This is a genomic window from Bradyrhizobium sp. CB2312 (genome assembly GCF_029714425.1).
Lineage (GTDB): Bacteria > Pseudomonadota > Alphaproteobacteria > Rhizobiales > Xanthobacteraceae > Bradyrhizobium.
Genome location: NZ_CP121668.1, coordinates 1,157,012 through 1,169,081, shown reverse-complemented (window position 1 = coordinate 1,169,081; position 12,070 = coordinate 1,157,012). Strand labels below are relative to the sequence as shown.

At 64.4% G+C, this 12,070-nt stretch carries 14 protein-coding genes; 5 read left to right on the top strand and 9 right to left on the bottom strand.

Annotated features, from left to right (window positions below; translation table 11 throughout):
* The first annotated feature begins 42 nt into the window (after positions 1 to 42).
* Together QA642_RS05535 and QA642_RS05530 are read left to right on the top strand one after the other, a co-directional pair.
* Positions 43 to 1,023 (top strand): tripartite tricarboxylate transporter substrate binding protein, encoded by a 981-nt coding sequence (locus tag QA642_RS05535; protein WP_283083753.1) that lies wholly within the window; start codon positions 43 to 45, stop codon positions 1,021 to 1,023.
* A 92-nt stretch (positions 1,024 to 1,115) separates the two neighbouring features.
* On the top strand, positions 1,116 to 1,529 hold the full coding sequence (locus tag QA642_RS05530) for a hypothetical protein (RefSeq protein ID WP_283083752.1): 414 nt from the start codon (positions 1,116 to 1,118) through the stop codon (positions 1,527 to 1,529).
* A gap of 10 nt (positions 1,530 to 1,539) precedes the next feature.
* Here the strand turns inward: QA642_RS05530 and QA642_RS05525 are convergent, their stop codons facing one another.
* The 5 genes from QA642_RS05525 to QA642_RS05505 all read right to left on the bottom strand — a co-directional run bounded on the left by QA642_RS05525 (position 1,540) and on the right by QA642_RS05505 (position 5,622).
* The gene (locus QA642_RS05525) at positions 1,540 to 1,809 is read right to left on the bottom strand and encodes a DUF3551 domain-containing protein (RefSeq protein ID WP_283083751.1); all 270 of its coding nucleotides are present in this window, start codon (positions 1,807 to 1,809) and stop codon (positions 1,540 to 1,542) included.
* Positions 1,810 to 1,842: 33 nt separating this feature from the next.
* Entirely contained in the window at positions 1,843 to 2,124 is a 282-nt protein-coding gene (locus QA642_RS05520; RefSeq protein ID WP_283083750.1) for a DUF3551 domain-containing protein, read from the bottom strand.
* Positions 2,125 to 2,366: 242 nt separating this feature from the next.
* Complete coding sequence (gene htpG, locus QA642_RS05515) at positions 2,367 to 4,241, bottom strand: molecular chaperone HtpG (RefSeq protein WP_283083749.1); 1,875 nt, start codon at positions 4,239 to 4,241, stop codon at positions 2,367 to 2,369.
* A 107-nt stretch (positions 4,242 to 4,348) separates the two neighbouring features.
* Positions 4,349 to 4,771, bottom strand: coding sequence for a hypothetical protein (locus QA642_RS05510; RefSeq protein WP_283083748.1), 423 nt, complete (start codon positions 4,769 to 4,771; stop codon positions 4,349 to 4,351).
* Between the two features lie 251 nt (positions 4,772 to 5,022).
* Positions 5,023 to 5,622, bottom strand: a complete 600-nt coding sequence (locus tag QA642_RS05505; protein ID WP_283083747.1) for a nuclear transport factor 2 family protein — start codon at positions 5,620 to 5,622, stop codon at positions 5,023 to 5,025.
* Positions 5,623 to 5,815: 193 nt separating this feature from the next.
* Here QA642_RS05505 and QA642_RS05500 point away from each other — a divergent pair, with 193 nt between their 5' ends.
* A complete protein-coding gene (locus QA642_RS05500) occupies positions 5,816 to 6,604 on the top strand; it encodes an energy transducer TonB (RefSeq protein WP_283083746.1) in 789 nt (262 codons plus the stop codon).
* Positions 6,605 to 6,672: 68 nt separating this feature from the next.
* Here the strand turns inward: QA642_RS05500 and QA642_RS05495 are convergent, their stop codons facing one another.
* Entirely contained in the window at positions 6,673 to 7,479 is an 807-nt protein-coding gene (locus QA642_RS05495) for a response regulator (protein ID WP_027562863.1), read from the bottom strand.
* A gap of 231 nt (positions 7,480 to 7,710) precedes the next feature.
* Between QA642_RS05495 and QA642_RS05490 the strand changes: the two genes are divergently transcribed.
* Together QA642_RS05490 and QA642_RS05485 are read left to right on the top strand one after the other, a co-directional pair.
* Entirely contained in the window at positions 7,711 to 7,947 is a 237-nt protein-coding gene (locus tag QA642_RS05490; protein WP_283083745.1) for a NepR family anti-sigma factor, read from the top strand.
* Positions 7,947 to 8,495 carry a sigma-70 family RNA polymerase sigma factor gene (locus QA642_RS05485; RefSeq protein ID WP_018316216.1) on the top strand — a complete coding sequence of 183 codons (549 nt, stop codon included), beginning with the start codon at positions 7,947 to 7,949 and terminating at the stop codon, positions 8,493 to 8,495. Before QA642_RS05490 ends, QA642_RS05485 begins: the two co-directional genes overlap by 1 nt.
* Positions 8,496 to 8,597: 102 nt before the next feature.
* On the opposite strand, the gene QA642_RS05480 is transcribed toward QA642_RS05485, so the two are convergent.
* The 3 genes from QA642_RS05480 to QA642_RS05470 all read right to left on the bottom strand — a co-directional run bounded on the left by QA642_RS05480 (position 8,598) and on the right by QA642_RS05470 (position 12,013).
* The gene (locus tag QA642_RS05480) at positions 8,598 to 9,296 is read right to left on the bottom strand and encodes a nitroreductase (RefSeq protein ID WP_283083744.1); all 699 of its coding nucleotides are present in this window, start codon (positions 9,294 to 9,296) and stop codon (positions 8,598 to 8,600) included.
* A gap of 137 nt (positions 9,297 to 9,433) precedes the next feature.
* Positions 9,434 to 10,678: an acyl-CoA dehydrogenase gene (locus QA642_RS05475; protein ID WP_283083743.1), complete on the bottom strand. Its 1,245-nt coding sequence runs from the start codon at positions 10,676 to 10,678 to the stop codon at positions 9,434 to 9,436.
* Positions 10,679 to 10,771: 93 nt separating this feature from the next.
* The gene (locus QA642_RS05470; RefSeq protein ID WP_211414575.1) at positions 10,772 to 12,013 is read right to left on the bottom strand and encodes an acyl-CoA dehydrogenase; all 1,242 of its coding nucleotides are present in this window, start codon (positions 12,011 to 12,013) and stop codon (positions 10,772 to 10,774) included.
* Between the last annotated feature and the right edge of the window lie 57 nt (positions 12,014 to 12,070).

Sequence of the window (12,070 nt, the reverse complement as noted above, 5' to 3'; positions counted from 1 at the left end):
AGAGGAGCGTGCGGCAACTTCTGTTTCTTCGTGGAGGCTTCCATGATCACCAGACGACATTTCCTTCAGGCCGCTGCCTGCACCGTCGCCACGCTCGCAACGCCGCGCGCCTTTGCGATCGGCAACCCCTCCTATCCCTCGCGCAGCGTGAAATGGGTCGTGCCTTATGCGCCGGGCGGCGCGACCGATGTGCTGTCGCGGCTGCTGTGCCAGCGGCTGTCCGACCGGCTCGGCCAGACCTTTGTCGTCGAGAACAAGCCGGGCGCCGGCAGCAATATCGGGACGCAGGCCGTGATCACCTCGGCGCCCGACGGCTACACGCTGCTGCTGACCTCGACCGCGAATGCGATCAACGCCTCGTTCGATCGCTCGCTGCCGTATGATTTCGCCAAGGCGATCGCGCCGGTCGCCGGGCTCGCACGCATTCCGCTGGTGCTGGTCGTCAACAACGACCTGCCGGTGAAGAATATTGCCGACTTCATCGCCTATGCCAAAGCCAACCCGGGCAAGATGTCGATCGCCTCGTCCGGCATCGGCACCTCGCTGCATCTGTCCGGCGAGCTGTTCAAGTCCCTCGCCAGCGTGCAGTTCACCCATGTGCCCTATCGCGGCTCGGCGCCGGGCCTGACCGACGTGATGAGCGGCCAGATCCAGGGCATGTTCGACAACGTCACCTCGTCGTTCGAGCTGGTGCGCGCCGGCAAGCTGCGCGCGCTCGGCGTCACCATGCGCGAGCGCTCGGAGATCCTGCCCGACGTGCCGCCGATCGCGGACACCCTGCCCGGCTACGAGACGAGCTCTTTCTACGGCGTCGGCGCGCCGCACGACACGCCGCGCGAGATCGTCGATCTGCTCAATCGCGAGATCGACACCGCGCTGTCAGATGCCGAGATCAAGGCCCGCATCGCCGAGCTCGGCGCAATCCCGCTGCACGGCAACGCCGGCGAGTTCGGCAGCATGCTGAGCGCGGAGACCGACCGCTGGCGCAAGGTTGTGGAATTGTCGGGGATCAAGAAGGAGTAGCGGCGCGGAACGCGGATTGCGTCCAGGCCATCCACACCCACCATTCCTAGCGGCTTGCCGAAATATCCCGAGCGCGGGCATCTTGCCGCGTCATGACGACCAAATCCCGCGAGCGAATTTATGGTGCGTCCGTCCGGGCGGCGGCAGAACGCGCTGCCGAGGTCCGCAAGGAGGCCGATCGTCTCGCCTGCGAGGCCTGGAACCAGCGCATGCTGGGGTTTCAGGGCCCCGCACAGCCCTCACCGACGCTCGGCGACGCACTCAACGCGAGCTACTGTTATCTTGAGGTCAAGTGCCTGGGCTGCGAGACGCATCAGACGGTAGCACTCGACATCGTCAGGCGGAGGAAGTCGACGCCGATCCACGAGCTCGAGCGGGCCATGCGCTGCCGCCAGTGCTCGGAGCTTGGGGGCCGTCCCTACAAGCGCAGCCATCTGGTGGCGCTACGCACGACAAAGATCTCCGCAAAAGATCCGCGCTCGAACTGGTGGCCCGGCGAGCGGTGATCGCGCAGAGCTAGCCGCCGCGCCTGTAGCGCGCGCGGGGCAACGGCGCGTTGACCGGATAATACGGGTTGAGATCGCAGGTCGCGGGGCGGCCTGACGCCGTGGCGCGGCACTGCGGCACCGAGATGAAGGAACAGTCGTACCATTCTCCACCGCCGCCATTCGCGCCGGAATAGACGTGCATGCAGACGGGATAGCGCGGATCGAACGTCTGCGCCTGCGCCGGCGCAGCCGCAATCAGCGCACCGGCGATCACCATCAGAGCGAATGAGCTGCGCATGACAAGCCTCCCGCAGAGCCGCATCGCCGATCGCTAGTGCTGCTTCCTGTGACGCTTGCGCGGAGGCGGCGGCGGTTCGTCGAAGGCGTAATAGGGATTGAGGTCGCAGCTGGCCGATCGGCCCGAGGCCGTAGCGCGGCACTGCGGCAGCGAGGTGAAGGAGCAGTCGTAATAGTCGCCGCCACCGCCACCGAAGCCGCCCGGCGAGTAGACGTGCATGCATACCGGGTAGCGTGGATCGTAGGTCTGTGCGCTGGCGTCCGCCGCGACAAACAGCGAGGCAATCGCGGTCAGGGTCAAAATCGGCAGGCGCATCGGACATTTCCTCGAATCGGTAACAACAGCACGCGGTATGTCATTTCGATATGGCACAACGGCGTGCAAGAAGCGATTGCTCTCGTTCATACCTCTCCCGCTTGTGACGCGCGGCGAAACGGATGAGACATGGCGCCGCGACAGCATCACGGTGCGCATGCGGTGGGCACGCTTCCGCCTTCGCTCTTCGAGCTAGGCGGACAAGTCGCCTTGCCCACCCTACGCGGTCTGTGTGCGTGGCGTCAGCCCAGCCCCTGCAGCACCAGCCGGTTCAGCCTCGCTGCAAACGCGGCCGGATCCTCCGGCAGCTCACCGTCCAGGATCTGCGCCTGCTCGAGCAGGAGCAGGCTGAGATCATCGACCGTGTTGGAGCCCGCCTGCGCCTTGGTGATCGCGCTCACCATGGGATGACGCAGGTTGATCTCGAGGATCGGCTTGGTGCGCATGCCGCGGTTCTGCTGCGACAGGATGCGCTCGAGCTCGCGGCTCGGGCCCTGGCTGTCGGCGACGAGGCAGGAGGCGGAGCTGGTGAGACGCGTCGAGGCCTTGACGTCGCTGACGCGCTCGCCGAGCGCTGCCTTGATCACCGCGATGGTGGCGGCCTCGTCCGCTTCAGGCTCGTCCTTCTTCGCCTCGTCCGCCGCGTCGACGCGCGGGATCAGGTCGAGATTGAGATCGCCCTGGCTCAGCGACTTCAGCGGCTTGCCGTCGAACTCCGACGGCATCGAGGTCCAGAACGCGTCAACCGGATCGGACAGCAGCAGCACCTCGATGCCGCGCGCGGTGGCCGCCTCCAGCCGTGGATTGGACTTCAGCCGCTCGATGCTGTCGCCGACGAGATAGTAGATCTCGGTCTGGTTCGGCTTGAAATCGGCGATGATCTGCTTCAGCGAGCGCTTTTCGCCCGAGGTCGTGGTGAAGCGGGACAGCGCCAGCAGCTTTTCGCGCCGCTCGAAATCCTCGTAGATGCCTTCCTTCAGCACCGCGCCGAAGGCGTCCCAGATCTTTGCAAAGTTGTCCGGGTCCTTGTCGGCAAGGCCTTCCAGCTCGGACACGACACGGGTCGCGACCGCCTTGCGGATCTGCGCCAGCTGAGGATTGTTCTGGAGCATCTCGCGCGAGATGTTGAGCGGCAGATCCTCGCTGTCGACCACGCCGCGAATGAAGCGCAGATAGCCCGGCAGCAGGTCGGCGTCGTCGGTGATGAAGACCCGGCGAACATAGAGCTTGACGCGGCCCTTGCGGTTCGGCTCGAACAGGTCGAACGGCTTGGTCGAAGGCGCGAACAGCAGCACGGCGTAGGAGTAGCGGCCCTCGGCGCGGTAGTGCAGCGTCATCGCGGGATCGTCGAAGGCGGAGGCGATCTGCTGATAGGCCTTCTTGTAGTCTTCCGCCGTCAGCTCGGATTTGGAGCGCTGCCACAGCGCGCTCGCCGAGTTGATCTGGCGCGGCTCACCCTCTTCGGGCACGAGCTCGATGGGGAACAGGATGTTGTCGGAATAGGCGCTGACGATGCGCTCGATCTCGTAGGTCTCGAGATATTTCTTGGCGTCGTCCTTGAGGTGCAGGACGATCTCGGTGCCCCGCGCCACACGCGCCGCGTCCGCCTCGCTCGCCCGCGCGATCTCGAAGCCGGAGCCGCCGGAGGACGTCCAGGTCCAGACGTCGCTCTCGCCGGCGCGACGGCTGATGACGACGATCCTGTCGGCGACCATGAAGGCCGAATAGAAGCCGACGCCGAACTGGCCGATCAGCCCGAGGCCGTCCTTGGCCTCCTTCAGCTTCGACACGAAGGCCTTGGTGCCGGAGCGGGCGATGGTGCCGAGATGGTCGATCAGCTCCTGCCGCTCCATACCGATGCCGTTGTCGGCAATGGTGAGCGTTCCATCCGCCTTGTGCGGGATGATGCGGATCTTGAGCGCGTCGCCTTCGCCCAGCAACGCGGGACTTGCGATCGCCTCATAGCGCAGCTTGTCGCAGGCGTCCGACGCGTTGGAGACGAGCTCGCGCAGGAAAATGTCGGTCTCCGAATAGACGGAGTGCACCATGAGGTGCAGCAGCTCGGAAACCTCGGCCTGGAAGGGCTGCGTATGCACAGCCGTATCTGACGTCGTCATGCGTTTACCCGGTCAATCAAAAGGGAAAGCCGGGATATAACGCGACTGGACAACGGATCAAGAGGATGTGAGCGCCCCTATGACGCCGGTCCGTCCGCCGGAGGCGATCAGGTCACGCAGCGACCGGGCTGGAGCAGCCTTGCGACCTCGGTCAGCGAGCTGACCATCGGCTCGCAGGCGACCGTCGGCTTGTGGCGGCCCTGCTTCTGGTCCTTGTCCCTGAGCAGCATCGGCGGCGGCTTGGCGTTGCCGGTCTCAATCACCGCGGGGACCCGCAGCAGCACCGAGGTGTCGGCAAGGTCGTTCAGCCGCATCGACACGGTGCGGGTGGGAACCGGGGCCGGCTTGATCCCGGCGAGGCGGTCGGCCTTGCTGGCGCGATTGACGTTGTGGTCCGGCTTGTCGGCAACCGCCTGCCAGCGGTCGGCCAGATCGTGGCCGGAGGCCAGCTGAACCGCGCCGACCTGCACCGCAGCGAGCGTCGCGGCAATTGCGACGGCGCCCAAAAATATCTTTTGAATCTGTGACATGGCTAAATATCCCTCGCCCCATGGCGATCGCGGGAACAACGCGACGAGAGGACCGGGAGTTCTCAGCCGTTGAGATCACTTAACCGTGTGCGCAGATCACCGCAGGCGGCACAAAAAATTTTGCAACCGCCTGGAACGACTTTCGCGCCCGAGAGTCGTCTCAACAGCCGGCTATTCCCCCCTGCCCCATAAGCCGGCGACGTAGGGCGCGACTGTGGTGATGCCAGTCGCGCCTTACTTTTTTCTGGGGCTCACTTTGCCTTCCCCGCCAGCCACTCCCGCCCTTCGGCATAGAGCTTCTCGACCTCGGGCCCGATCAGGCCGGGCATGTCGCGCTTGACCTTGTAGCCGATCAGCTCCTGCATGTAGGCGAGATGGCGGTAGCCTTCGGGCAACGCGGCCAGCGCCTGCTGGTTGAGGCGGAGGGATGCTGCGGGATCGACCGGGTCGATACGGTCCTTCTCATAGATCGGCTGGCGGCGGACGATGCCCCATTTTCCCTGCCGCTTCTCCAGGAAATCGTAGAAGCGGCCGGTGCAGACGACGTCGCAGAGCACGTCGTGCACCAGGGCCCGCTGCGAGATCGTCATCTTGGTTTGGGCAATGGCCCGCTCACCCGCGAGATCGATACTGGTGCCGCCGAGGAAATGCAGGATGCGCACGCCCTTGGCAAATCCCTCCTGGCTGACGCGCATGAAATCCCGCGCCGGTCCCTGAAACCAGGTCGCGGACATCCAGCCCTCTTCGTGCCAGACCGTTGCAAAACGCTCCCAGTCCCCGGCATCGCGCCACACCGCCCAGTTTTCGACGAGGTCGCGGATGGCGAGGCGATCGAGCAGTTGCTGGTCCATGATGCGAAATCTCCTGGCGGCTTGAGGTCGCTATGGGTGTCATCGGTCCGACGTATCAACGAGGCAATTTGCTCGCCGTCAAGCGGGCTCCCAGCCCATCGAGCTACCCACATCGCGAACGCGATACGAGTGGCGAGCCTTGCAATCAACCTGATGGCGACTACTATCCGCCCCGATGCAGATGAAATTCCCCTTGCTGACCGCGTTTCTCGGATTGTTGGCGGCGTTCCCCGCACATGCACAGTCGGATTTGCAGGTCGAACGCGCGACCGCCTGGAAGGCAACGCTGGCGAAACACATTGCCGGCAACAAGCTGCTTCCAATTGAAGGGCGAGGACAAACGATCGATGGGCGGGGGCAAGCTGGCCGCGCCAAGATCACGTTCGTCATCGACCGGTCCGGCAGGCTGATATCGCGGGCATTGGATGCGAGCTCCGGCTCTCGGCAGGTCGATGTTGCTTTGCTGACAATCTTCGATCGTGCCCAACCGTTTCCCGAACCGCCATCAGAGCTGAAGGAGGAGACATTCTCGTTCATAGCGCCGCTGGTCTTCAGCGGCCGTCATTTCGACCTGGTACCCTACGGGTTGGCGGCGAGCGTGCCGACGCCTGCCTTCGCGGCGTCCGACGCCATGGACGCGTGGCGCAAGGCGGTTACCGAACATGTAGGGCACCACAGGAGGTTTCCGCCGGAGGCGATCGGTCAGAGGGGCGATACCGGCGTCACGTTCGTCGTTGATCGGTCAGGCAAACTGATCTCGAACACGCTGGTCGAAAGTGCCGGAATCCCACCTCTCGATGCAGAGACGCTCGCTATGGTCGAGCGATCCGTGCCGTTCCCGAAACCGCCCGCCGAGACGAAGGACGATTTGCAGAGGGTGACCATCCTCATCACTTTCGACGGGACGCAGCCGATGGGCGGACCATGGGCGGACGAGGCCAAGGTAAAGGCCAAGGTCAACAGCGTCTGCCGAGGCTGCTGAAAGAAGTGCCGGCAAAACAAAAACGGCGCGTCTTGCGGCGCGCCGTTTTCTTGTTAGATCGAGTCTTCTTACGCCGCAGGCGCCTTGGGCGTGCGGTTGCGCGAGTTGCGCTGGAAGAACAGCGCCTGGCTCGCCACCGCGGAGACCATCGCGGGCTGGAACGGCTTCGAGATCAGGAACGCCGGCTCGGGGCGCTCGCCGGTGAGGAAGCGCTCGGGGTAGGCGGTGATGAACACCACCGGCACCTCGAAGGTGCGCAGCAGCTCGTTGACGGCGTCGAGGCCCGACGAGCCGTCGGCGAGCTGGATGTCGGCGAGGATCAGGCCGGGCCGCTTGTTCTTGGCCAGCGCCACCGCATCGGCATGGGTGCGCGCGACGCCGACGACGTTGTGGCCGAGATTCTTCACCAGGCTCTCGAGGTCCATGGCGATGAAAGTCTCGTCCTCGATGATCAGCACGTCGGTGGCGATCTCGGCCGCCATCTCGCGTCCGGCGGCATCGGCTAGCCGGCGCGTCTCGCCGACGTCGGTGCCGAGGATGTAGGCGACTTCCTCTTCCGAAAATCCCTCGAGCGAGAGCAGCAGGAAGGCCTGCCGCGGCAGCGGCGTGATGTTCGACAGCCGCCGCTCCGGCGGCATCGGCAGCGTCGTCACCTCGGCATCATCGTTGACGGAGACGGAATTCCAGATCTGGGTGAACAGCCGGAACAGGCCGGCACGCGGCCCATGGCTCTCGTCGAGCACCGACGGATCTCCCAGCATGGCTTCCAACATGGCTGCGACATAGGCGTCACCGGAGGCCTGGCTGCCCGTCAGGGCGCGGGCGTAGCGGCGCAACAGCGGCAAGTGTTCAGCAACAAGCTGTGAACGGGACATCCCCACTCCATTCATCTTCGGGCCAGCCTTGAGATCCAACCCTGAGGTCAGGCGATACGCGGGGGGCCCGGGTTCCCCTGCTGGGCTGTTTACGCATCAGGCCAATAAAAGTTCCGCAAGGCGCGGAACTTTTTATCTCACGTCGCATTGTGCCTATCCAGGGAACGGCTCCCGGTTGAGAAAACTTCTCTATTTTACAGTCACTTAACTCGGGGAAACGTGGAACAGGTCATGAAAGATCTCAAATCTCAAGCCAGCAAAAGCACGACCCCCGGCAAGGGAGGGCTCACTCCGGAGATCCAGTCCCGGATCGGGCATCAGCTCCGCGCCATGTACGACGACGTCGTGCGGCAGGGGGTTCCCGACCGGTTCGCGGAGCTCATCAAGAAGCTTGACGCGCCGGGAGGCGGATCTCACGAAGAGAATGTTGCTGGGGGCTCCAACGACAACAACAATGGGAGGGATTAATGCCTCTCACGGACTCCCTGCGTAACGACATCCTGGCGGCCGTGCCGAGTCTGCGCGCGTTCGCCATCTCGCTCAGCGGCAATGCGGACCGCGCCGATGATTTGGTGCAGGAGACGCTGCTGCGCGCGCTCGCCAACATCGACTCGTTTCAGCCCGGCTCCAATCTGCCGGCGTGGCTGTTCACGATCCTGCGCAACCTTTTCCGCTCCGACTATCGCAAGCGGCGGCGGGAGGTCGAGGATGCCGAGGGCAATTACGCCAAGACGCTGAAGACGCAGCCGTCGCAGAACGCGCATCTCGAGTTCGAGGAATTCCGCACCGCGCTCGACAAGCTTCCGCAGGACCAGCGCGAAGCCTTGATCCTGGTCGGTGCCTCGGGCTTCTCCTACGAGGACGCGGCTTCGATCTGCGGCTGCGCGGTCGGCACCATCAAGAGCCGCGTCAATCGCGCGCGCTCCAAGCTCGCCGCGCTGCTCTATGTCGACGGTGCCGAAGATTTCGGGCCCGACGAGACCGTGCGGGCCGTGATCGGCGGCAGCGGCGGCTAGCGGCAGTCATCGGATCGAGACGAGACGTGAAGGCGGCCGTTTCTGCGGCCGCCTTTGCTTGCGTGGATCTCGGCACTCAGCGCGGCGAAGCCTGGCGTTCGATCACTCCTCGACGAAGGTCACGGTGTCGGCCACGCTGGCGCGCGAGGTGCGGTAGCTGTTGACCTTGTGGGCGTTGTCGGCATAGCCGAACGAGATGCCGCAGACGACGCGGCGGTCGTCGGGCAGATTGAAATGGCGGCGGATCAGGCCGGAGTGACGCGCCAGCGCCGCCTGCGGAATGGTGCCGAGCCCGAGCGCCTGCGCGGCCAGCATGAAGTTCGAGACATAGGCTCCGCAATCGATCGCACCGTAGATGCCGAGTGGCTCGTTGGTGTGGATGATGGCGACATGCGGCGCGCCGAAGAAATTGTAGTTCTCCAGCGCCTGTTTCGCGTAAGCCGTCTTGTCGCCGCGGGCGATGCCGAGCGTGTTGTAGAGCTGGAAGCCGCTCTCGCGGCGGCGTTCCAGATAGACCCCGACATATTCGCGCGGCGGGATGAAATCATAGTCGTCGCCGAGGCCGCCTGACGCTTCCTTGTAGATCAGCTGACGAAAACGCTCCTTGGCTTCGCCGCTGGCGATGATGACCTGCCAGGGCTGGCTGTTGCACCAGGACGCGGTGCGCTGCGCGGTAGTCAAGACATGCTCGATGGTGGCGCGGTCGACCTGCTTGGGCAGGAAGGCGCGGACGGAGTAGCGCTCGTTGAGGAGCTCTTCGAGCACGCCGATGCGGTCGTTTTGTTTCACGTGTGCGTCCATGGATCAGCTCGCGCTCTTCTCGTAGGGTGGGCAAAGGCGCATCGCGCCGTACCCACGGACAGACTTTCCCCGGCGCATCTGCATATGGTGGGCACGCTTCGCTTTGCCCACCCTACGAGATGCAGCGAGAGGGGAGATCACCGCCCCTTGGTCGGGATCTTGTTATACGGCACGTCCTTGTCGACACGGATGTCGCCGGGCAGGCCCAGCACGCGCTCGGCGATGATGTTGCGCAGGATCTCGTCGGTGCCGCCGGCGATGCGCATCGAGGGCGAGGACAGCAGCATCTGCTGGAACTGGCCCTGCACCGTCTCCTCGTCGCTGCCGGTGAGAACACCGGCCGCGCCCTGCAGGTCCATCGCATAGGTCGCGATGTCCTGCAGCATCATGCCCGAGACCAGCTTGCCGATCGAATTCTCCGGCCCCGGCCGGTCGCCCTTCGACAGCGCCGAGATCGTACGATAGCTGGTATATTTCAGCCCGCTCGACTTCGCCGCCCAGCTTGCTAGCTTCGAGCGCACGGCGGGATCGTCGATGGCGAGCCCGTCCTCCAGCATCAGGTTCGCGCAGAACTCGAACATCTCAGGCACGCCGGTCGCGAGCCGCGCGCCGATCGACATGCGCTCGTTCATCAGCGTCGTCAGCGACACGCTCCAGCCCTCGCCGACCGCGCCGAGACGCTGGCTGTCGGGGATGATGACGTCGGTGAAATAGACCTCGTTGAACTCCTGCATGCCGTTGGCCTGCTTGATCGGTCGCACCTCGACGCCCGGGCTCTTCATGTCCAGGAAGAACATGGTGAGTCCCTTGTGCTTGGGCACATTCGGATCGGTGCGCGCGATCAGGAGGCCATAGTCGGAATAATGCGCGCCGGAAGTCCAGATCTTCTGGCCGTTGACGACCCAATTGTCGCCCTTCTTCTCCGCGCGGGTGCGAAGCCCCGCGACGTCCGAGCCGGCTGAGGGCTCGGAGAACAACTGGCACCAGATCTCCTCGCCCGAGGCGAGCTTTGGCAGGTACCGGCGTTTTGCATCTTCGCTGCCGAAGGCCATCACGGTCGGACCGCACATGCCCTCGCCGATCTGGAACGGCTGCGTCAGCTTGCCGTAGACGCCCTCCTCCTGCTGCCAGATCACGCGCTCGATCGGCGTCGCGCCGCGGCCGCCATATTCCTTCGGCCAATGCAGGCAGGCCCAATTGCCTTCGAACTTCTTCTTCTGCCAGGCCTTGCCGACATCGACGATGTCATGCTTGGCAAGCCGGATGCGGCCGAGCGAGGACTTCGACAGCTCGGCATGCAGCTCCTTCGGCGCATTGGCCTCGACCCATTTGCGTGCGGTCTCGCGGAACGCGGCTTCCTGCGGGGTGTCGTCGAAATTCATTGGCGCTTCCCTTTTCTTCGTAGGGTGGGCAAAGCGAAGCGTGCCCACCGCCTTCTAGAGGTGGGCACGCTTCGCTTTGCCCACCCTACGATTTCATCTGCCCTTCGTCGGGATCTTGTTGAACGGCACGTCCTTGTCGACACGGATATCGCCGGGCAGGCCCAAGACCCGCTCGGCGATGATGTTGCGCATGATCTCGTCGGTGCCGCCTTCGACACGCGTGCCCGGCGCGCGCAGCAGCATCGCCTGGAAACGGCCGGCGAGCTCGGCATCCTCGCCGCTAACCACGCCCGCCGCGCCCTGCAGATCCAGCGCGTAGGTCGCGACGTCCTGGATCATCGAGCCCGCAACCAGCTTGCCGATGGAATTTTCCGGACCCGGACGCTCGCCTTTCGACAGCGCCGAGATCGCGCGCATGCTGGTGTATTTCAGCCCGCTCGCCTTCACCGCCCAGTTCGCGAGCTTCGAGCGCACCGCGCGGTCCTCGATCGCCGGACCGTCGTCGAGCATCAGGCTGGAGCAATATTCGAACAATTCAGGGAAACCGGTCGAGACGGCCGCGCCGATCGCGCTGCGCTCGTTCATCAGCGTGGTCAGCGAAACGTTCCAGCCATCACCGACCTCGCCGAGGCGCTGATGATCGGGGATGCGGACATTGGTGAAATAGACCTCGTTGAAGTCGGAAGCGCCGCTCGCCTGCTTGATCGGCCGCACCTCGACACCAGGGCTCTTCATGTCCAGGAAGAACATGGTGAGGCCCTTGTGCTTGGGCACGGTCGGATCCGTGCGGGTGAGCAAGATGCCATAGTCGGAATAATGCGCGCCCGAGGTCCAGATCTTCTGGCCGTTGATGATCCAGTCGTCGCCGTCCTTTTCCGCACGCGTGCGCAGGCCGGCCACGTCGGAGCCGCCAGCGGGCTCGGAGAACAGCTGGCACCACACCTTCTCGCCCGAAGCGAGCGGCGGCAGGTAGGTGCGCTTATGCTCCTCGCGCGCGAACGCCATCATGGTCGGTCCGCACATGCCGTGGCCGATGATGAACATGCGGGACAGCTGGCCGAACGGCCCTTCTTCCTGCTGCCAGATCACGCGCTCGATCGGCGATGAGCCGCGGCCGCCATATTCCTTCGGCCAGTGCAGGCAGGCCCAGCCGGCATCAGCCTTTTTCTTCTGCCAGGCTTTTGCGACCTCCAGAATGTTGGCGTTCTTGAGCACGGTGCGGCCGAGCGAGGATTTGCGCAGCTCTTCCTCGTATTGCTTGGGCGCATTGGCGCCGATCCAGGCGCGAGCAGTTGCGCGGAACTCGGCTTCCTGCGGGGTGTCGTCGAAGTTCATGGTTCTCAGTCCTCGGCCGCGCCGTTCATCTCGTAGGATGGGTAGAGCGCAGCGAAA